Source organism: Terriglobales bacterium (assembly GCA_035567895.1).
GTDB lineage: Bacteria > Acidobacteriota > Terriglobia > Terriglobales > Acidobacteriaceae > Gp1-AA112.
The window spans coordinates 34,545-54,466 of record DATMPC010000111.1 but is presented as its reverse complement, the minus strand read 5'-3'; the positions used below and the strand labels follow the sequence as shown (position 1 = coordinate 54,466).

General features: G+C 55.9%; 14 protein-coding genes. 2 read left to right on the top strand and 12 right to left on the bottom strand.

The annotated features are described in order from the left end of the window. Positions 1-6: 6 nt before the first annotated feature. Entirely contained in the window at positions 7-2,535 is a 2,529-nt protein-coding gene (locus tag VNX88_24360) for a tetratricopeptide repeat protein (GenBank protein ID HWY71823.1), read from the bottom strand. 222 nt (positions 2,536-2,757) lie between these two features. Beyond that, positions 2,758-6,360 (bottom strand): TonB-dependent receptor, encoded by a 3,603-nt coding sequence (locus VNX88_24355; protein HWY71822.1) that lies wholly within the window; start codon positions 6,358-6,360, stop codon positions 2,758-2,760. Between the two features lie 364 nt (positions 6,361-6,724). Here VNX88_24355 and VNX88_24350 point away from each other — a divergent pair, with 364 nt between their 5' ends. Further along, positions 6,725-9,361, top strand: coding sequence for an ABC transporter permease (locus VNX88_24350; protein HWY71821.1), 2,637 nt, complete (start codon positions 6,725-6,727; stop codon positions 9,359-9,361). 103 nt (positions 9,362-9,464) lie between these two features. On the opposite strand, the gene VNX88_24345 is transcribed toward VNX88_24350, so the two are convergent. From VNX88_24345 to nadD, 10 genes are all read right to left on the bottom strand, one after another. Beyond that, positions 9,465-10,934, bottom strand: a complete 1,470-nt coding sequence (locus VNX88_24345; protein ID HWY71820.1) for a PAS domain S-box protein — start codon at positions 10,932-10,934, stop codon at positions 9,465-9,467. A gap of 6 nt (positions 10,935-10,940) precedes the next feature. Beyond that, on the bottom strand, positions 10,941-11,402 hold the full coding sequence (locus tag VNX88_24340) for a response regulator (protein ID HWY71819.1): 462 nt from the start codon (positions 11,400-11,402) through the stop codon (positions 10,941-10,943). 179 nt (positions 11,403-11,581) lie between these two features. Next, complete coding sequence (accD, locus tag VNX88_24335; GenBank protein HWY71818.1) at positions 11,582-12,424, bottom strand: acetyl-CoA carboxylase, carboxyltransferase subunit beta; 843 nt, start codon at positions 12,422-12,424, stop codon at positions 11,582-11,584. Then, entirely contained in the window at positions 12,424-12,960 is a 537-nt protein-coding gene (gene cobO / locus VNX88_24330) for a cob(I)yrinic acid a,c-diamide adenosyltransferase (protein ID HWY71817.1), read from the bottom strand. The genes accD and cobO overlap by 1 nt, the downstream gene beginning before the upstream one ends. Continuing rightward, on the bottom strand, positions 12,957-13,349 hold the full coding sequence (locus VNX88_24325) for a HEPN domain-containing protein (GenBank protein HWY71816.1): 393 nt from the start codon (positions 13,347-13,349) through the stop codon (positions 12,957-12,959). The genes cobO and VNX88_24325 overlap by 4 nt, the downstream gene beginning before the upstream one ends. After that, positions 13,336-13,668 carry a nucleotidyltransferase domain-containing protein gene (locus tag VNX88_24320; GenBank protein HWY71815.1) on the bottom strand — a complete coding sequence of 111 codons (333 nt, stop codon included), beginning with the start codon at positions 13,666-13,668 and terminating at the stop codon, positions 13,336-13,338. The genes VNX88_24325 and VNX88_24320 overlap by 14 nt, the downstream gene beginning before the upstream one ends. Beyond that, entirely contained in the window at positions 13,668-14,120 is a 453-nt protein-coding gene (locus VNX88_24315) for a 23S rRNA (pseudouridine(1915)-N(3))-methyltransferase RlmH (protein ID HWY71814.1), read from the bottom strand. The genes VNX88_24320 and VNX88_24315 overlap by 1 nt, the downstream gene beginning before the upstream one ends. Then, a complete protein-coding gene (locus VNX88_24310) occupies positions 14,117-14,884 on the bottom strand; it encodes a class I SAM-dependent methyltransferase (GenBank protein HWY71813.1) in 768 nt (255 codons plus the stop codon). Before VNX88_24310 ends, VNX88_24315 begins: the two co-directional genes overlap by 4 nt. After that, positions 14,884-15,372: a ribosome silencing factor gene (rsfS, locus tag VNX88_24305; GenBank protein HWY71812.1), complete on the bottom strand. Its 489-nt coding sequence runs from the start codon at positions 15,370-15,372 to the stop codon at positions 14,884-14,886. Before rsfS ends, VNX88_24310 begins: the two co-directional genes overlap by 1 nt. Before the next feature lie 66 nt (positions 15,373-15,438). Beyond that, positions 15,439-16,200: a nicotinate-nucleotide adenylyltransferase gene (nadD, locus tag VNX88_24300; GenBank protein ID HWY71811.1), complete on the bottom strand. Its 762-nt coding sequence runs from the start codon at positions 16,198-16,200 to the stop codon at positions 15,439-15,441. A gap of 71 nt (positions 16,201-16,271) precedes the next feature. Here nadD and mfd point away from each other — a divergent pair, with 71 nt between their 5' ends. Next, positions 16,272-19,835 (top strand): transcription-repair coupling factor, encoded by a 3,564-nt coding sequence (gene mfd, locus VNX88_24295; protein HWY71810.1) that lies wholly within the window; start codon positions 16,272-16,274, stop codon positions 19,833-19,835. Positions 19,836-19,922 lie beyond the last annotated feature (87 nt).

Below are 19,922 nucleotides of genomic sequence, written 5' to 3'. Positions count from 1 at the left end.
CGGCAATCAGTGCGCAGAAGGTGAGGATTGCCGGAGCTGCTGCAGGGCCTGTTCTGTAGCGATCAAATCCGGTCCATTGGGCAGCAGTTTCAGCGCCATCTGGAGTTCCTGCCGTGCGTGTTCTGCATCACCTTTACGAGCATAGATTAGGCCCATGTTTTTCCGCAGGACGCCGAGCTGGACACAGTGCCCGCACAAAGTGATGGCCTCCTGCAATTGGGCCACTGCCCGGTCCCACCGCAGTTCTTCTGCGGAGCGCAGAGCGAAGTTGTTGAGTTCTTTCACCCGCTCAGTAGTCTCGTGCTTTTCCTGCAGTGTCTGGAGGCGGACCGCATAAGCTCCCGATTCGGGACTTTGCGTCTGACCGAGCACGCGGGTAAGGCTCGACAACGCAGAGAGATTGTCCGGATCGCTCTCGACTGCCTTCTTCCACTGTGCAATCGCTTCGTCTTTCTTGCCCTCCTGAAGCAGATTGCGACCAAGGTAAAAGCGCGCCTGAGCATTGTAGGGATCGAGATCGACTACACGCTGAAAAAGTTGGGTAGCATACGGCGAGGAGTGCTCGATGACTCCCAGCAAGAGCAGGGCATCAATGTAGTTAGGCGAGAGTTTTGCGGCCGTCTCGAGTGCCCTGCGAGCCTCCTCATTCCGATGAAGTGCGTAGAGGACCCTGCCGCGGTTGTAGTGGGCCATCGCGGAACTCGGAGCCAGACGAGCGGCCGCCGAGAATTCCGCTAACGCACCCTCAAGGTCGTTGACATCGCCCAATGCGATGCCCAGATTGATGTGGGCATCGGGAGAGGAAGAATTGACTGCGGCTAATTTTCGAAAGGTTTCTACCGACTCGGCGTGACGCCCAGTCTTCCCCTGGAACATGCCGAGAGCAGTGAGCGCGTTCATGTTGTCAGGTTGAAGTTGCAGAGCAGTTCGGAATTGCTGTTCGGCATCGCTGTACTTACCTGCCGAAGCAAGCGTGAGTCCGAGATTCACATAGCCCAACGGAGATTCAGGATCGATATCGATCGCTCGTCGAAACAGCCGCTCGGCCTCTTCGTTCCTCCCTTGCCGCCCAAGCGCTGTGCCTAAATTGTTGAGCGCCTCGGCCGACTGAGGATCGATGTCGAGTGCTGTGGTGAATTCACGCTCGGCATCGGAGAATCGTCCCTTCGACATCATCAGCGAGCCGAGTTGATTGTGGGCCGGAGCAAACTTGGGATCGAGGAATATCGCCTGTCGAAGTTCGAGCTGCTCTGCCGTCTCATCTCCAATTTGGGAAAGAGCAACGGCGAGGTTGTAGTGCAGCTTGGCGTCGTTCGAATCGAGCGATACGGCTTTGCGATAGCCCTCAACTGCTTCTTTTACACGTCCCTGCTTGAGCGAATCATTCGCCTGATTGCTGAGAAAGGCGGCCTTAGTCTGCCGTTCCTCTTTCTGCTTGATTTGTTCGAAGGCGGCAAACTGCTCCTTCGCCGCCGCCTCCTGCTTGTTCCGTGCCAGCAGGCGGGCGAGCTGGTATCGCGCCTCCGAGCTATCCGGCTTGAGCTTCACTGCCGTTTGCAGTTCGCGAATACCCTCGTCTATGCGGCCAGCGCGCCCCAGAACAACTCCCAGATCGTAGTGAGCCTTGTAGCTCGAAGGATTCGCCTGGAGAACGCGATTCAATACGGCAATCGCGTCGTCGGGATGGCTGGAATCTTTCAGCGCGTCACCAAGTATTTCGAGTCCCTCAAGGTTCGTTGGATTGCGACGTGTGTACTCCTGAAGATAGGGAATCGCCTCCTCAACCGCGCTCTGATTCAAGAACGCCTTCGCGAGCAGAAGTTGAGTGTCTGCGCGGTTAGGATCGAGCCGCAGGACTTCTTTGTATTCCTTCACTGCCTCGCGGTAGTTCTCGCGATGAGCGTAAGCGGTGCCAAGATCGTAGTGCAGATCTGGTGAGTTTGGGCTCGCAGCCACGACCTCCTGAAGGAGAGGAATAGCCCCAGCGTAGTCGCCGAGTTGAGCACGCGCCACGGCGAGCGTTGTTTTCATCTGCAACGACAATTGCGTAGCGGGCGAAGCAGCAAGTCCCTGCTCAATGTAATACGTCGCCGCCTTGTAGCTTCCTTGCGAGGCTAATAATTGGGCCAGATCGTAGTAAGCGAGCGCAAAGCGCGGATTGATGGCGATTGCGTTCTTGAATTCCTGCCCGGCCGCCTCAGGGTTGCGCAAATCCTGCAGCGCTAGCCCCAGTGCGTTGTGAGCGGCAAACGAGTTTGGTTGCTGCTGGATAACAGTTCGCAACTCCTGAACGGCCCGCTGAGGCTGCTGGCTCTGAATGAGCGCCAAGGCGAGATCGTAGTAGGCCCCGACCGCCGCGGGTTCGACAGCTACCGCCGCCTCAAAGGAGGCTAGGGCACACTTATAGTCGCCACCTCGCCCAAATTCCATTCCAAGCTGGCGATAGAGCGCTGCGTCAGGCTGCACAGCGAGCCTTTGAAGGATTTCTGCGGACGCGCGATCGACAGACTTACATTCATCGGGAAGTCGCGGCACGTCAGGAGTTGCTTTGGAAGGAGGAGAACCCTCCCCGTTCTGCGCTGTTGAGAACGGAGCCACGCTCAACGTGAGCAGCAAGAAAAAGACAAGACGATGTGTGAGTCCGCGCTCCAAATCATGACCTTAACTGCTTGCTCGGCAGTCGAAGATATTATCCTTTAGACAAAAGTGGCATCGCGCTTCGCGATGCCACTTGAATCCAGACCTCAAACTGGAGCGTCAATAGTAAAGCTTCAGCGCAAACTGCAGTTGCCGCGGAGCATAACCCGACGCGGTGGAATTCACCACTCCGAAGTTGGCTCCATCGGTGCTGATGTTGGCCCTTGGTATGCCCCAAATCGGTGAATTTGTGACGTTGAAAGCCTCCGACCGGAACTCAATCCGCGTTCTTTCCGTGATTGGGAAGTTGCGGAAGACAGAGAAGTCAAAGTTGGCTCGGCCGTCCGATCGCAAAATATTGCGACCGAAAGTGCCGAAGGTGTTCGCTGCAGGTATGGCGAAAGCGGACGTATTGAACCAGCAGCTGCGAGTTCCTACCGCGGCTCCGTTCGGGCAGGTGCCGGAACTGGGATCACCCATCAGGTTTGCTCGTTCAGAACCACCATTGACAGCGCCCACATTGGGAATACTGTTATTTGCGAGAACATTATAAAGCGTTCCCGAATTGAGATTAGCGATGCCATTGATCTGCCAACCTCCGATGACCGCGTCAATCACGCGATTACCGCTTGCCAGGGGTTTTCCGGCTCCGAATGGAAGCTCGTACACGACGTGCGCATTGAATATCTGCGGTAAGTCGAATCCGGCAAGCGCCTTTTCCGCAGCGAGGTTGTAGGGATTCTGAATCGATGTACCGTTAGTTCCGGCGCTGAACCACTCATCAGATCCAATACTGAGCGTCTTAGACCAGGTATAGGAGAGCAGGAAACTCAATCCGTGCGACGTTTTCTTGTCGACCGATACCTGTAGTGAGTCGTACCACGATTTGCCGACGCTGGTGTCATAGTGGGTGACGACAGAGTAAGGCAGTGGGAAGCGCGCCTGGGCGACAAGCGTCGCCTGACAGCTTGGGGTTCGCAAGCAACTTGACGAAGGAATCTGTCCCGGCCCAGGCGTTAGTGCCTGATTGCCATTGATGTTTACATCGAGTCTGTGACCCCGCGAGCCGACATAATTTACCGTCACAGTCGTATTCGATGGCAGGGCTTGCTGAACTCCGAGATTCCACTGATCGGAGTATGGATTCTTGAGGTTCGGATCGACGAACCAATTGTTTTGCTCGAACGGCGTGGGAGCAGGAGTCGTGTTCGCACCCTGCAATGGATTCTCAGCAAAGACAGTCGGCACTCCGGTTTGGTTCGGCGAAACGATGAGCTGATCGGTTCGAGGCCAGGTCCCTTGCTGATTCTGTGCCATCTGGATCACCGCTGCCCAGTTGTCATAGAAGCGCCCGTATCCGGCTCGAAGAGCCGTGGAATTTCGCAGCCTGTATGCAAATCCAACTCGTGGCTGGATATTGTCGTAGGCATTCGGCCAGAAGTGTCCGCCCAGCGGAGAAACGATCACGTGGGACGGTAAAGATCCGTCTGGTGTCGGAATGCACGGAGGCTTGTTACCAGTCGTCGCACAGCTTGGAGGAACGAACTGCAATTCATAATTTCCTGTACGTAGGTTGAGGTTACCGATCGGAGCGTTGCCGTCCTTGATACTTCCGTAAACGGGAACGTAGGTCACATCGTAGCGTGCGCCGAGGTTCAACGTCAGTTTGTCGGTCACCCTCCATTGATCCTGGAAGTAAAAGCCATCTACCCAACCGCCATGTTCCGTCTCGAATTCATTTCGGTAGGTGTCACCGCTGGGAATGCCAAGCAGGAACGATGCAGCACTGAATCCGCCTTTCCCCGATGAAGTAGCGCTGGCCGTTTGCGTTGCACTGAAGTCGAGGTGGTTCTGGTTGAACGTCTGCTGAAAGCCGTTCGTGTTGAACTCCGCTCCCGCGCTGAACGTGTGCTTGCCGTGCGTTTTGGTGAAATTACCGCGCCACTGATATATGTCGGCAACCACTGCGGGACTCGTGCCTTCCTCAGGAGCGGAGTTTCCGCTACTAAAACCCCCGTCGGCGAAGCGGAGCGCGTTGAAGTAGCACTTCCTCGGCCCGAGTGTGTACCCACAAGCAAAGCTCTGGTCATAACCGCCAGCCTGTATTAACTGCTGCGACAGACTCTCAGGAAGCAGGACAGGATTTACTGAGTAGCCGTAGTTCCTCCCGAACTGAACTGAGAGAACCGCCGTTGGACCGAAGGTGTGATTCCAACCAATGCCCAGTTGGTGAGCCCAATAGTTGTTGAAATTTGTTTGCCCAAAAATCCCCGGAATGCTGCGCGGGGAATTGATGTGGCTGAAACGACCAAAAATCGCATTCTTTTCGCCAAGCTGCTCATCGATGCGAATGTTGTAGCTGTTAGGTTCTTGTGTGTTCAGCAGCGTTTGCCCATAGTTCCCCGCGGAACTAGTCGAGTTTGGCGTCAGTGGACCGTAGAGTAGTTGCGCGACTTTCTGCATGTTCGCGTCGATCAAACCCGTTGGAATGATGTTGCATGCAGAAGTTCCCGCGGGAGGTGTAGTAGTTCCCGCCGGAGCCTGGAGCTTCGTGCCGGCCATCAACGGCGCTGGTGTTGTGGTTCCAGCGTTGCACAGAAAAGGTGTCCGAGCACCAGCAGACGTTGTGCTGTAGGGATTGTAGATTTGGGCGAGTGCTTTGCCATTTGGATCCAGACGAAAATCGCCGGCAATCTCCGCCGGAGTTGGAATGAACACGAGATTCGCGTTGCCCTCATGGCGTCGTATTCCTTCATAGCTGCCGAAGAAGAACGTCCGGTTGCGCCCGTTGTAGTGAGGCAGAAGTACAGGACCACCGATATTTGCCCCGAACTGGTTCAAGTGGAGTTCGTTGATGCCGGTGATCGGGTTCTTAGCATCAAGCGCGCTGTTGCGGAAGAACTCCCACGCTGTTCCGTGAAACTGGTTAGTTCCCGATTTGGTAACCACGTTGATTACACCACCCAGGACACCTCCGAATTGAGCTTGATCGTTATGCGAATCGACTTTGAACTCCTGAATATCGTCGAGGATCGGCGGGACTGAATATGTGCTTGCAAAGCTTTCCTGGTTGTTTACTCCGTCCAGAAGGAAAAGATTACTGCGATTGGTCTGACCATTGATGGATGGGAAGGAGAATGAGCCGACGGTGTTTCCGGCGAACTGTTGATTGCTGCTGTTCTGAGAAGTGTTCACCGCGCTTACCCCGGGCGTCAGATTCAGCAGTTGTGTAAAGTTTCTGCCGTTCAAAGGCAGGTCGTTCACCGCGCGTCTGTCGATCACGGTTCCCAATTCGGAAGTGGAGGTTTGCAAGCCGGTCTCCGCCGCCTCGACTGTAATGCTCTCTACAGCCGACCCAACATGCAAGCTGAAATCCAGCGTCGAAGTCTGATTCACCTCGAGCGCGAATTCCGGCTGCAATACCGTGCTAAAGCCGTCCTTATGCACAGTAAGCGTGTAACCGCCGGGATTGATGTTGACCAGCACGTAGTGACCGGCGCTATTCGTCGTGGTGGTTCGCTCCACATTGGTGGCCACGTTCTTCAAGCTTACTGTCGCGCCGGGAATCAACGCTCCCGAGGGATCGGTAATTGTGCCGTTCAGCGACGCAGTTGCGATTTGGGCTTGAACGACTCCCCCGGTGAGCAGTAGCGAAAATGCTGCGGAAAAAATCAGGCTGAAAAGGGTCCTGAGGTAGGACTTTGCGGAAAGGCGGCACGTCATTGCGGCTCCCTCCAGAAGATCTCTTTGGCTGCTGCGTCCCAGACTTCGCCCCGCGACACGATGCCAAGAATGCGCAGAGCTGTGACAGTGGCAGAACATACCTAAGAACAACTGATGAATTCAAGATAAAAAATCTATAATTCATATAATGAAATACGCTATAGAAATCGCTCATGTTAAAGCTGTCCGAGTGTAAAGAGACGGATCATCAGAGGAATCAATCTCAACCGGTGCAGCGCCGCCCGTTAGCATGAACTCAGGCTTCTGCTAACTATTTAGGATGTAGACCGTCTACAGCCATAAACCTTGACGCTGTCCATCCCGCAACGGCGTCTCAGGTCGCTCCAGCCTGGAGGGGGGTCTCATGTCCAAACGAGACAAAAGGGACGCTGATCTCGAAGCCGAAATTCGCAGCCACCTTGAGATGGCGGCCCGCGAACGCGTGCGCGATGGCCAGAGTTTGCGCGAAGCTCAGGATGCGGCCCAGCGTGAATTTGGCAATGTGGGCCTTATTAAAGAGGTCACGCACGATATGTGGTCGGGAGCTTCCTTGGAGGCCTTTCTGCAAGACGTGCGCTACGGCCTGCGCATGCTGGTCAAGTCTCCAGCTTTTGCCCTGATCGCAATATCGACTCTTGCTCTGGGCATTGGCGCCAATACTGCAGTATTTTCCATCGTGAACGGGGTTTTGCTGAATCCTCTGCCGTACCCGCATCCTGAGCAGTTGGTCACTCTGCACGAGAGCAAGCCGAATTTCGACAATGGCTCGATCTCTTATCCCAACTTCCGCGACTGGCAGAAGAACAACCACACTTTTTCTGCAATGGCCATCAGCCGGATTACGACGTTCATTCTCGGAGGGCACGGGCAACCGGAGCAAATTCGCGGCGTATTCGTCTCCTCGGACTTCTTTCCCCTTCTGGGCATCAAGCCGCTGGCTGGACGAATGCTCCGTCCTGGGGAGGACGAAGTTGGCGTGGTGCCGATGGCACTTCTAAGTGAGTCGTTGTGGCGTGAGAAATTCGGTTCTGATCCGAACGTTGTGGGACAGGGTATTACGCTTGATGGCAAGTCTTATTCGATCATCGGCGTACTTCCGGACCAACGGGACCTGTTGCTGGCCTCTTTTCGTTCTGCAGCGGTCTACGTCCCTATTGGGCAATGGACCAACAATCTCCTCCTGCATCGCGGCTCCGGCCTCGGCATTCACGGAATCGGCCGCTTGAAGCCGGGCGTGACTGTCGAGCAGGCGCGCGCGGACATGCTTTCCGTGAGTCGTAATCTCGCGGCGGCCTATCCGGACGTTAACAAGGGAATCGCCGCTACGATGTTCCCACTCAAGCAAGACATGGTGCGGAGCAGCCAGTCTGTGCTGTGGGTCTTGCTTGGCGCCGTCGGATTCGTTCTGCTGATCGCATGCGTGAATGTCGCGAATCTTCTGCTGGCGCGGTCGAAGGCCCGCAGCCGCGAGTTTGCTGTTCGCTTTGCACTGGGCGCAGCGCAGGGGAGGGTAATTCGTCAACTTCTTACCGAAAGCACAATGCTGGCCGTCTCCGGCGGGGTGCTCGGTCTGTTGGTCGCGAAGTGGGGAACTCACGCTGCGCTGGCGACTCTTCCAAGTGCGCTTCCGCGCGCATCCGGCATCGGACTCGATGGGCGCGTCCTGGCATTTACGTTTTTGATCTCGCTTGTTGCTGGAATTCTGTTCGGGCTCGCGCCAGCGTTGAGGATCTCGGCGGGAAATCTCTTCGACACGCTCAAGGACAATGCTCGCGGTTTCAGCGGTTCGCGCGCGCACACACAGAAAGCTTTCGTAGTGATCGAGATGGCTACAGCGCTGGTGCTGCTCGTGGGAGCCGGACTGATGGTCCGAACGCTCGTGGGCTTATGGAATGTCGATCCCGGCTTCGATCCTCATCATGTGCTCTCGTTTGGCATCTCGCTTCCGCCATCTTTCAACGATGCGAGCCCTGCCAAGATTCGGGCCGCATTTCGCGAAGCCGAGCGTCAAATCAACTCCACGCCTGGCATACAAGCAAGTTCGTTTACCTGGGGCTCAATACCGCTTCAAAGCGACGATGAGACGCCCTTCTGGATTGAAGGACAGCCGAAGCCAACCAGCGATAACGAGAAGAGTTGGGCGTTGAACTATCTCGTAGGTGCCGACTATCTGAACGCTATGGGCATTCCTTTGCTGCGTGGCCGCTTCTTCACCGAGAGCGAGAACGAGAGCTCGGTTCACGTAGCCGTGATCGACGATGTCTTCGCGCACAAGTTCTTTCCCAATTCGGATCCCATCGACAAGCGTCTGTATTTTGGCGAGAAGAACTCAGTGGAGATCGTTGGAATAGTGGGCCACGTCAATCAGTGGGGAATCGATCGGGATGCTGTCGGGCCTCTGCGCACACAACTATATCGGCCACTCTTCCAACTTCCGGAGGAGACGATCGGCCAAATGGTTGGTGGAATGGGTGTGCTCGTCAGATCGGAAAGTGCGCCATCCGATCTGTTCCAGGCGATCCGCAATTCGCTAGCGCGAAGCAACAGCGAGATCGTGGCATTCGGAGCTGAAACGATGGACGCAAGCGTAGCCGCCTCGATTGCGACCAAGCGCTTCGTGATGATCCTGCTAAGCTGCTTCGCTGCACTCGCTCTCTTGCTCGCGAGTGTAGGCATTTACGGCGTGCTCTCATACCTGGTGGGCAGCAGAACACAAGAGATTGGAGTCCGCATGGCCCTGGGAGCACAACGTTTCGATGTTCTGAAGATGATCCTGGGCGACGGCGCGCGCATGACGCTGTTAGGTATCGGCATCGGGGTGGCTGCAGCGCTCGCGCTGACGCGCCTCATGTCCGGAATGCTGTTCGGAGTCAAATCAACTGACCCATTCACGTTCGCGATCGTCGCTGTGCTGCTATGCGCTATTGCCCTCCTGGCCTGTTACGTTCCAGCGCGGAAGGCGATGCGCGTGGATCCGATGGTGGCGTTGAGGTACGAGTAAGTGAGTGAGATAGGGTGAAAGCGAAAGTGGCCGTTTCTATTAAGGCGCGAGCGTTGTCTGCAGAGTCCCCGATTTCGCGACCTGAGATGGAGCAGAACGCAGCCTATGCTGCCTGAGTCTGGGTTTTTGCGGGTGGACCGATTGGAAGAAAAACTGAGAATGCTGTGCCCGTGCGGCCGGGTTGAATACTGCTGCGCACTGAAATAGAGCCGCCGTGTTTCTCGACGATCTCCTTGGAGAGCCATAGGCCAAGTCCGGTTCCGACGTCCCTTTTTGTCGTGTAGAACGGTTCAAACAGTCGCGGCTTAGTTGCAGGACTGATCCCGGAACCGGAGTCTGCGACGGTGACGCGCACGCCCGGCAGGTTGGCATTTTTCCACTCGCGAGAGTTCGCTATCTTTATCGTGACGCAGCCCGAATCGGTCATTGCGTCGATAGCGTTCGCGACCAGGTTTGAGAAGACCTGACGAATTTCGCCAGCGAAGGCCGTCACTGCCATCGGATCGCAATATTGCTTTTGGACTCCTATGCCCTTGGATTCGAATTTACGCATATACAACGCGAGCACTTCGTCCATGATCTTGGTCACGTCAAGTCGCGTGGCAGACGAGCTGTCTCGATAAAAACCTAGCGTCTGCCTTGTCATATGGGCCACCCGGGCCAACTCCTGGTCGGCTAGATCCAGGCGCCGCCGTGCCTTCTCGTCTAACCCCTGACTACTGCGGACCAGGTAAATGAGGTTGATGATGGCTTCCAGGGGATTGTTGAGCTCATGCGCGATGGTCGCAGATAAACGGCCCGCGGCAGCCAGCTTTTCGGCCCTTCGCAATGCCTCTTCGTTGAGCTTCTTGGCAGTGATATCGCGAGCAATCGACGACGCGCCAAATATCTTTCCATCCTCGAATAGAGGCGACACCGAAAGAGAGATATCGATTCTGGATCCATCTTTCGTCACCCTAACCGTCTCGTAATGATCGATTCTCTCGCCTCGTCTGAGCTTCTCCATGATGGCGGTCATCTCGCCTTGCTTTTCCGGAGGCGCGAGTTGCGCGACGTTCTTGCCCACGATCTCTTCCGCCTTATAACCATAGAGCCTTTCAGCTCCCTTGTTCCAGGTGGTGATCGTACCGTCAAGTGTTTTCGTGAGGATGGAGTCGTCTGAAGACTCGATAATCGCAGCAAGCTTCGCTCGACTTTGCTCGGCGAGCTTTTCGGCTTTCGATTTCTGTCTGGCAGTGCTGCTTATCAGGAGAGCGACCAGGAGAAAGAAGCTCACCCGCAGAAGGTCACTCAGCGAGTGTGAGAATGAGAACTCTATTCCTAGGAAGAAGTAATCGGCAGCGATTGCCGATAGACCCGTAGCCAGCAGTGCTGGACCAAAACCACAGACACTTGCACTAAGGGCGACCGCTGCAAAAAAGAAGAGAAAGGGCAGGGACTGGGCTGGAGGAATGGAATTGAGAAGTAGCGCGAGGACGACGAAGAATGTTGCGCAGCCGTACCGTACTAGCCAATGGCGCTGCCCCAAGTCCCGTTTGAATATCGAAGTGCGCTTCCCCTGCGCGTTCGTCATCGAAGGTCACTTCTCTCGCAATCGTTCCAGCAAAGCCTCCGGAGCAATCGGCTTCGACAGCAGCTCAAAGGAATGGCCCTGGCGTCTGGCCCGATCGACCAGTTCCGCTGTTCCCGCCTGGCCCGAGAGAAGAACGATTCGCGTGGTTGGGCAAGTGCTCCGAACAATGGTTGCGAGTTCTATTCCGCTCATACCCGGCATCACGACATCCGTGATGAGGATGTCCGGATCGAAGTCCTGAATGTGTTCAAGTGCGCTTCGACCGTCATACACGGCAGTGACTTCAAACCCCTTGTCATTGAGGATTTCCGCGAGCGTGTCCGCAATCAGGTGCTCGTCATCCACGATCAGCACTTTAGGCTTGCTCTTTGCGGTCGAAGAGTCTGCCCGCTTGAGCGGATGCCTTCGTTCCGGCGAGTGAGAAGCGCCGTGAAAGAGCGTTTCAGGAGTTGTGAGGACTGTGCCCAAGGGGCCTCCATCCAGAGAGGCTTCTCAATTCCATCGGCCAGACCGTCGCAGGTTCGTCGCTCTCTAGGAAGAGAATCTGGACCACTTGGTTGTATGTAGGGCAAACAAATGACTTGCATTTCGGCAGGACTCCGACCGCTCCTCCGTATCCTCTGTGGTTAGGTTGGCTTGATCTCAGCTCAGGCAGCCATGAAGGACAGGGCGCGTGACAGGTACGGCTTCAGGTCTTTGCGGTGGACTACGGCGTCGAGCATTCCGTGTTCGAGCAGGAATTCGCTGCGTTGAAATCCTTCCGGCAATTTTTGCCTGATGGTCTGCTCGATCACGCGCGGGCCGGCGAAGCCGATCAGCGCGCCTGGCTCGGCGATGTTAAGGTCGCCAAGCATTGCGTATGAGGCGGTTACGCCTCCCGTAGTGGGATCGGTGAGGACGGAGACGAAAGGCAGGCTGGCGTCGTCCAGCTTGGCGAGTGCGGCCGAAATTTTTGCCATCTGCATAAGGGAGCCGACGCCTTCCATCATGCGGGCACCGCCAGAGGCCGAAATGATGATGAGCGGCTTGCGCTTTTGAATGGCCCGCTCGATGGCCCGCGTGATGGCTTCGCCGACTACCGCTCCCATGCTTCCGCCGATGAAGCGATACTCCATGGCGCTGGCGATTACCTGCTTGCCGTCGAGCAGGCCCTCGGCGTTGATGATCGCATCGGAGATCTCGGTCTCTTTTTGGGCTTTCGCCAACCTGTCCTTGTAAGCTTTGGTATCGACGAATTTGAGTGGATCGGTGGAGCTGAGATTGGTTTCGGTTTCTTCCCACTCGCTGTTGTCGAGCAGCATGGCGAGGCGGGCGCGTGCGTCGAGGCGGAAATGCTGGTCGCATTTGGGGCAGACGTTGAGATTCGCGTCGAGATCCTTCTTCCAGATGATCTGACGGCAGCCTTCACATTTTTCCCAAAGACCTTCAGTGCGAACGCGCTTCTCGCCCGAAGGGTCCAATTCGGAGCTTTCCCGCTTAAACCACGTCATTAGTACTCGATTCCTCTTTGCGCCAGAATACCGGCTTCGTAGGCATGCTTCACCTGGCGCATCTCGGTGACTGTATCGGCAACTTCAACGATTTTCGGATGTGCGCTGCGTCCGGTCAAGATTACGTGCACCATTTCGGGCTTTTGCTTCAGCGTTTCGACAACCTTCTCGGGATCCAACATGCCGTAGCTGATGGCGTAATTAATTTCGTCGAGAATGACTAAATCCCACTTTCCAGAAAGAATCTCCGCTCGACTCTCCTGCCACGCCTCTTCGACCATTCGGATGTCTTCCGGATCGGTCTCAGCGCCGCCGACTTTTACGAAGCCGCGTCCGAGTTGCTTCATTACGAAATTCTCGCCGAAGGCCTTCACCGCGTCGAGTTCACCGTAATGCCACGATCCTTTCAGGAACTGCAGCATGAGAACTTTCATGCCATTGCCGACGGCGCGAAGGGCCGTCCCCATCGCGGCAGTCGTCTTTCCCTTTCCGGGACCGGTGTTAACGATAATGAGACCGCGGCGAACGTCAGTCACGGTTTTGTCTTGATCATCGGGACAATAATGTTTGCGAGTCTGCGAGCTATCGCAACAGAGTTTCTTCCCTCTGTCTCGGAAGGCCACTTTGTGTCTGGATATCGAGAGCCGAAGAGCAGCATCAGTTTGTCCATATCTTGCGGCAGAGAAGTGTCCCGAGCGGTAACCTCAGGGCACATGTTCAACAGGAGCACAAGATCATGGGAACGTGGCGGCACGTTGCCCTTCTGAACGACAACCGCTTTCAGCAGCTTCTCGCAGACCTGCTGCGCATGAAAGACCATTGTGTCCCAGGGAATTGTGAGCGAAGTGAGATTGTTATCGATGTTTAACAGATCGCTTTGAGCCCTCAGCAACCACTGAAGTGGATCGCGCTCAGGAGCGCTCATAGATGACTTTTCCCTCTCGCTCCACCATAGAAAGTAGTGAGCCTAATACGCCCCTCTGCTCGGCGAATTCCTCAGGCGTGTAAACCAGGAGATCCATTGCCCACCGTCGATTACGAAAGAGGGCGGCTATGGCCATACCGCGCTCATAGAACGGCTTATCGGTTTCCATCTCCACAATGAGATCAAGGTCGCTGTCGGGTTTTTGCTCTCCCCGGGCGTAGCTCCCAAAGGCGATAATTCGCCGAGGATGAACCTCTTTGACGATCCTTCGAGCAACCTCTTGCACCAGCTCTTCGGTAATAGGTTCCTGAGTGAACATTAATGCCCGCAGTGGTACGGATGTTTCCTGATTATTGTAAATGCCCGGTAGATTTGCTCGAGGAGAACGACCCGCGCAAGTTCGTGAGGAAGTGTCATCTTGCCGAGTGAGACGATCTTGTTTGCTACCTTGTGGGCTGCGTCGCTGAATCCGTCTGCTGGACCGACGGCGAACATCAATTGCTGCACATCTGCTGAATGCTGAGCTTCGATGAACTCCGCAAACTGCTCTGAAGTCATGTCCTTACCGCGACTATCGAGCAGCACAAGCAATGGCTTGGTGCGGCCGGCGGATTGTTCGAGCAGTTTGAGTAGAGCGCTTTCATGGGGCAAGTCGGACGCTTCAATGGATTGATACCTGGATATGCGACTTATGTATTCCCGAGTGAGCGCATCGTAAGCTGGCTCTCTGCTGCGTGATTTCGGCGCGATCCAGACGACGCGCAGCTTCATTTGAGCTGTCCGAAGTACATGTTCGTGTCGTACTCGAACGCTACCTCGTCGCCATTTGCGCACTTGCGGAAGAGTCTTTCCAGCTCGGCCAGCATAAGAGCATGATTCGGATGATCCGGTTTCGGAGCGTACGAGGCGGAGAGTACGCGGCCCTTAAGACCCGCGAAGTCGAAAAATTGCGAATTGTCCAGAGAGACTTTCACGAAGCGGCCTGAGAAGAATTCGGCAATCCCGTCAACGGCAGCTCGTCCCTGAGTTTTTACTTCAGCGTAATCAGTTCCATATTGAAGAAGCAGCTGCTCATACTCTCGCTGAAAAGGACTCGACTCTAGCCGCCGGTCATTCCACAGCAGCACAACCCACCCGTGAGGCCGCAGAATTCTCTTAAACTCGGCATTAGCTCGTGGCCAATCGAACCAGTGAAATGACTGCGCTGCAGTAATGAAGTCGACCGAACTGCCAGCGAGATGCGTATCTTCTGCCGAGCCCTCGATACTGTGATATTGGCGGTAATGTCCAAGGAGCTGTTGGCCGGCATTGCGCATTTCGGCGTTTGGTTCCACGGCAAACACTTCATTGCCGTTGTCGAGGAACAGGCGCGCGAGGTTCCCTGGTCCTGAGCCGATGTCGGCGATTACCGAATTGGGACTCAGCCCACAACGATCCTTGAGGAGCTGAACTACTCCAGGCGGGTATCCCGGGCGATACTTTATGTAGTCATCCACGCGATCGGAGAAGCGCGTGAGTACGTTCGCTGGTTTCATCAAGAAGACTTGCGGCGGTGTGCAGTGACTCGGGCAGGCTTTCGAGCGACTGAGTTGCGTGTCCGCGATGCTACCTTGGCTGGAGCTTTCGTGCGTGCAGATTTAAGAGCACGCGGGCTAACCGCAGGCTTTTTCAGATCGCCGACGGTTACCTTGCGTGCCGACTTCCAGAGCCGTTCCAGGTCGTAGAACTTGCGCGAAGCTTCCGAAAACACGTGGACGACAAAGTCCACATAGTCGATCAGGATCCAGTCGGCCTGGTTGTAACCCTCCATCTGGTTGGCAGGAGAACCGGCCTTCTTGAGGCGCAGCTCTACTTCGTCGGCAATGGCCTGAATCTGACGGGGATTCTTTCCGGTACAGATGAGGAAGTAGTCGGTGAATGCCGATGAGTTCTTATCCAATTCGAGGATGCTGATGTCCTCGCCTTTTTTTTCTTCGCAAGCCTGAACGGCAGAGACTACCTGGCTTCGGATCTGGGCATTCATTCTTGTGGTTGGATTCTTCTCCGTTGTCGAGGTTTTCTTGTATTTGATTCTAGTCTGTGGAAGATTTCAGCGCCGTGATTTCTTTTTGACACTGGGGGCGACGGGCGGCGCTGTGGTCGGACTGTCAGAACTGGCAGCTGAACGATAGAGCCGAGTCTTGCGGATGTACTCGGCAACGGGGTCTCCAACATATCCCTCGAGTCGCCTGCCGGAGGAAGCAGCAGCAGCGCGCAATTGTGTGGAGGAGACGCGCTCAGAGACATCTTCCAGCAGGTGAAGAGTGACGCCGGAAAACGCCATCACCGAACCTGAAGGCGCCAGCCCACCGCCTGCTTTGCTCGCTGCCTTCAGCACCTCGGCTTTGGGTCGGAGCCGCTCCGGAAGAGCACCTGCGATGTCTCCTAAAGAGTATCCAGGACGACTCGCGACGATGAACTCGCATTCCTTGAGCAGCTCCACTGCCCGATGCCAATTCGCTATGTCGAGAAACGCGTCAATGCCGACGAGAAAGTAGAGCTTGTCTGCTTTCTTCAGCGTGCTCTTGAGCCGGCGGATCGTCTCCAGCGAAAAGTTAGGTTTGCCAGTTTCTGCGTAGAGCCGGGCCTCAAAGTCGGAGGGAATGAATGTCGGATGACCTTGCGTTGCCAGCGCGACCATTGCGAAGCGATGCGCAAAGGGAGTAAGCGCATGATCTTGTTTGTGCGGCGGCAACTCCGCCGGGACGAACAACACTTTGCCAAGCTCAAAGTGCTTCGTCGCGCTCTCGGCGACGGCGATGTGTCCGCGATGAACTGGATCGAAGGTACCGCCGAAAAAGGCGAGGTTCACGGGAGACAGTTTATACGTCCCCTGCCGCTTGGCTAATCGGGCCAGAGGAATCGGGGCCGCTGACTGTTAAAATGGACTCTGCCCCCATGGTCTTGCCTTTTGTCCGCGAGTTGCTTGCGGACGTCGAGAAGTCTCAAGCCCTTCGGCGTACGGTCTCCCATCTCAAGAGCCGTGCGGGGCGGCGAGGTGTCTCCGGACTCACCAATTCTGCCAAAGCTCTGCACCTTCCTTTGCTCTCCGCAGCTGCTGGTGCTCCGCTGGTCGTCATCGTTGAAAACAATCGAGCAGCCGAGGAGATGTTGCCGGCTCTGCAATCGATGGCGGAGCTCACGGGCTCTGTAAGTCCTAAGGCAATTCTCAAGCTGCCGGCACACGACGTTCTCCCATTTGAGAAGCTTTCTCCTCATCCGGAGATCCAGGAAGAACGCGCCTCAGTGCTCTGGAAAATTGCAACCGGGGCGGCGTCGATCGTGCTAGTGCCGCTCGAGGCGGCGTCGATGCGTCTGAATACGGCCGAGTATTACGCGGATTTAGCGCGGATTGTGCGGCGCGCTGAGACCATCGACATCGATCCGCTGCTCGAGCACCTCCGCACAATTGGCTATAACTCTGCCGATGCAGTCGACATGCCTGGAGAGTTCGCCCTGCGTGGCGGCATCCTCGATGTGTATCCACCGGAAGCGGATCGTCCGTTGCGGATTGAGTTCTTTGGCGACGAAGTTGAGACTATCCGCAAGTTTGACCCGGGCACACAACGATCTGCGGCGCCAGTGGATGAAGTGATCTTGCTGCCTCTCACGGAAACTCCTGTCAACGAGCGCGTTCTCGGAGTCATTCACTCTCGGCTTTCCGGCAGGCGCCTGAGCGGAAGCGAGTTTGAGGTCGAACAGGCGATCGCCGCAACTGGAGTGACCGTGTTTCCCGGCTGGGAGTTCTATGCTCCCGTCGCCGGTTCAGGGCAACACCTCTTCGATTTGCTGCCCAACGCTCTGGTGATCGTCGATGAACCCTCGGCAGTGTGGGCCAAGCAAGAGGAGTGGTGGAACAGAGTTAACGACCGCCACGATCGCAGCGGCGTGGGATCACTGGTGCGACCCGAAGAGATCTATTTTCCTCCTGACCAATGGCGCGAAAGGCTGCTGAGTACACCTGGCATCGACATGGAGCGGCTCGGCATTGCCGATACTGCGGCCGGGGAGAACATCGCGAATGAAGAGTTCACCTTCCACTCGCGTCCAACCACGCGCTTTCACGGTTCAATCCCGGCCATGGTGGAGGAAGCCAAGAGACTTACAGGAGAAGGACGACGCGTGATCTTTGCCGCTCCCAATATGGGAGAAGTTGAACGGCTTGCGGACGTTTTCACGGAATATTCTCTGCCATTCCGCATGGGCAGTCGCGCACCTTCGCCAGGGAGCGAAAGCTATCTCGATGAGACATCGTTCTTCGCCGGAGAGATGAGCACGACCACGATTGTGAAGGCAGCATTGCCGGAAGGTGTGGAGATTACGGATGCCAATCTGGTGCTTTTCGGGTCACGTGATCTTTTTGACGATTCTGACTTAGTCGTCTCGCAGCCGCTGCGCCAGAAGTCGAAGGTTTCAGCCTTCCTCTCGGACTTTCGCGACCTCGTCGTCGGCGATTACGTCGTGCACGTCGAACACGGCATCGCGCAGTATCAGGGATTAAAAGAACTCGCCCAGGGCGATACCACGGGTGAGTTCATGCTGCTGGAGTTCGCTGAAGCAGCCAAGTTGTATGTGCCTCTCACGCGACTCGACCTCATTCAAAAGTACCGTTCGACTGAGGGCGCACGCCCTCCACTTAGCCGACTGGGCGGCACACAGTGGGCAAAGACAAAGGCCCGGGTAAAAAAGGCCATGCGCGACATGGCCGACGAACTGCTCAAACTGTACGCGCAGCGCAAGATGGCACAGGGCCACAGCTACCCTGTGGATACTCAATGGCAGCGCGAGTTCGAGGATACCTTCGATTACAACGAGACTGACGATCAAGTTTCCGCGATCGCCGACATCAAGCAGGATATGGAGTCCACCATGCCGATGGACCGCCTACTCTGCGGAGACGTTGGCTACGGCAAGACGGAAGTTGCTATGCGTGCAGCCTTCAAGGCTGTTCAGGATAACCGGCAAGTCGCGGTCCTTGCGCCAACGACTGTCCTTGCCTTCCAGCATTTCGAAACCTTCAAAAGTCGCTTCGGGGCTTTTCCCATCACCATCGAGATGCTTAGCCGCTTCCGCACGGCGAAGCAGCAGAAGGAAATCGTCGAGAAAGTCGAGCAAGGAAAGATCGACATCCTTATCGGCACGCATCGCATTCTCTCGCAGGACATCAAGTTTCCTGATTTAGGCCTTCTCGTTGTGGACGAAGAGCAGCGCTTTGGGGTCCGTCATAAAGAAAGGCTCAAACAGCTCAAGAAAGAAGTGGATGTCCTGACCATGTCGGCTACACCGATTCCGCGCACGCTGCATATGTCGCTGGTGGGGCTGCGCGATATGAGCGTGATCGAAACTCCGCCGAAGGATCGCATGGCGATCCAAACCGTGGTCGCGCAGTTCGACGAAAAGCTGATCCGGTCGGCGATCGAGCACGAACTCGAGCGTGGAGGTCAGGTGTACTTCGTTCACAATCGCGTGGAGAGTATTTATGAGATCGCCTCGAAGATTCAGGAGCTCGTACCGCGCGCCCGTGTGATTGTTGGACATGGACAGATGTCTGAGGGCGAGCTGGAGAAGGTAATGCTCAGCTTCATGCGGCACGGAGCTGACGTGCTTGTGGCCACGACGATTATCGAAAACGGCCTTGATATCCCACTCTGCAACACGATTCTCATCAATCGAGCCGATCGTCACGGGCTGTCGGAGCTTTATCAGTTGCGTGGTCGCGTGGGACGCTCGAATCGCCGCGCTTATGCCTATCTCTTGATTCCAGCGGAGCAGGAGCTTACGCCGATTGCACGCCGTCGTCTCGCGGCCTTGAAGGAATTCTCCGATCTGGGCGCAGGATTCAAGATCGCCGCGCTCGATCTTGAACTGCGCGGTGCCGGCAATCTGCTGGGCGGGGAGCAGAGTGGTCAAATCGAAGCCGTAGGCTTCGAAATGTACACCACTCTTCTGGAGCGCACCGTTCGTGAGCTCAAGGGCGAGGACTTACCCGAGCGTGTCAGCACGCAACTGAACCTTGCTCTCAACCTGCGGCTTCCGAACGAATACATTCAGGAAGAGAATCAGCGGCTACGCATGTACAAGCGGATTGCAGGGGTCGAGAACGAAGATCAGCTCGCCGACGTTCGCGCTGAACTCGAGGATCGTTATGGGCCGCTGCCAGGGCCGGTCAGCAATTTGCTCGATGCTGCTGCGTTGAAGCTACTGAGCGAGCGCATTGGGGTGATCGGGATCGACCGCAAGCGTGACGCAGTGCAAGTTCGGTTCTCCGAGCAAGCCAACGTCGATCCGGCCCGACTCGCGCAGTTCGTGGCTTCGACCAAGGGAGCGAAGTTTTCGCCTGGAGGGCTCTTGCAATTCACGCTGAAGTCGACCGACGCCGAACTCGCACTCTTCCAGATCACCTCCCTGCTGCAGGAGCTTGCAGGCGAACCAGTCAGAGTCGCGTAGTCCTACGACAGTTCATCTATAATTCAGAGTTCCGTCTAAGCCCCGAATCGATTCGCCAGTCGCTTCACTCCGCATCAAACTTTTATC

Excerpts from the sequence above, each read along its gene's own strand:
- VNX88_24345 (HWY71820.1), bottom strand. The coding sequence starts at position 10,934 with ATGACGAACGCGCAGGGGAAGCGCACTTCGATATTCAAACGGGACTTG.
- VNX88_24350 (HWY71821.1), top strand. The coding sequence starts at position 6,725 with ATGTCCAAACGAGACAAAAGGGACGCTGATCTCGAAGCCGAAATTCGC.
- VNX88_24310 (HWY71813.1), bottom strand. The coding sequence starts at position 14,884 with ATGAAACCAGCGAACGTACTCACGCGCTTCTCCGATCGCGTGGATGAC.
- VNX88_24355 (HWY71822.1), bottom strand. The coding sequence starts at position 6,360 with ATGACGTGCCGCCTTTCCGCAAAGTCCTACCTCAGGACCCTTTTCAGC.
- mfd (HWY71810.1), top strand. The coding sequence starts at position 16,272 with ATGGACTCTGCCCCCATGGTCTTGCCTTTTGTCCGCGAGTTGCTTGCG.
- rsfS (HWY71812.1), bottom strand. The coding sequence starts at position 15,372 with ATGAATGCCCAGATCCGAAGCCAGGTAGTCTCTGCCGTTCAGGCTTGC.
- VNX88_24315 (HWY71814.1), bottom strand. The coding sequence starts at position 14,120 with ATGAAGCTGCGCGTCGTCTGGATCGCGCCGAAATCACGCAGCAGAGAG.
- VNX88_24320 (HWY71815.1), bottom strand. The coding sequence starts at position 13,668 with ATGTTCACTCAGGAACCTATTACCGAAGAGCTGGTGCAAGAGGTTGCT.
- accD (HWY71818.1), bottom strand. The coding sequence starts at position 12,424 with ATGACGTGGTTTAAGCGGGAAAGCTCCGAATTGGACCCTTCGGGCGAG.
- VNX88_24325 (HWY71816.1), bottom strand. The coding sequence starts at position 13,349 with ATGAGCGCTCCTGAGCGCGATCCACTTCAGTGGTTGCTGAGGGCTCAA.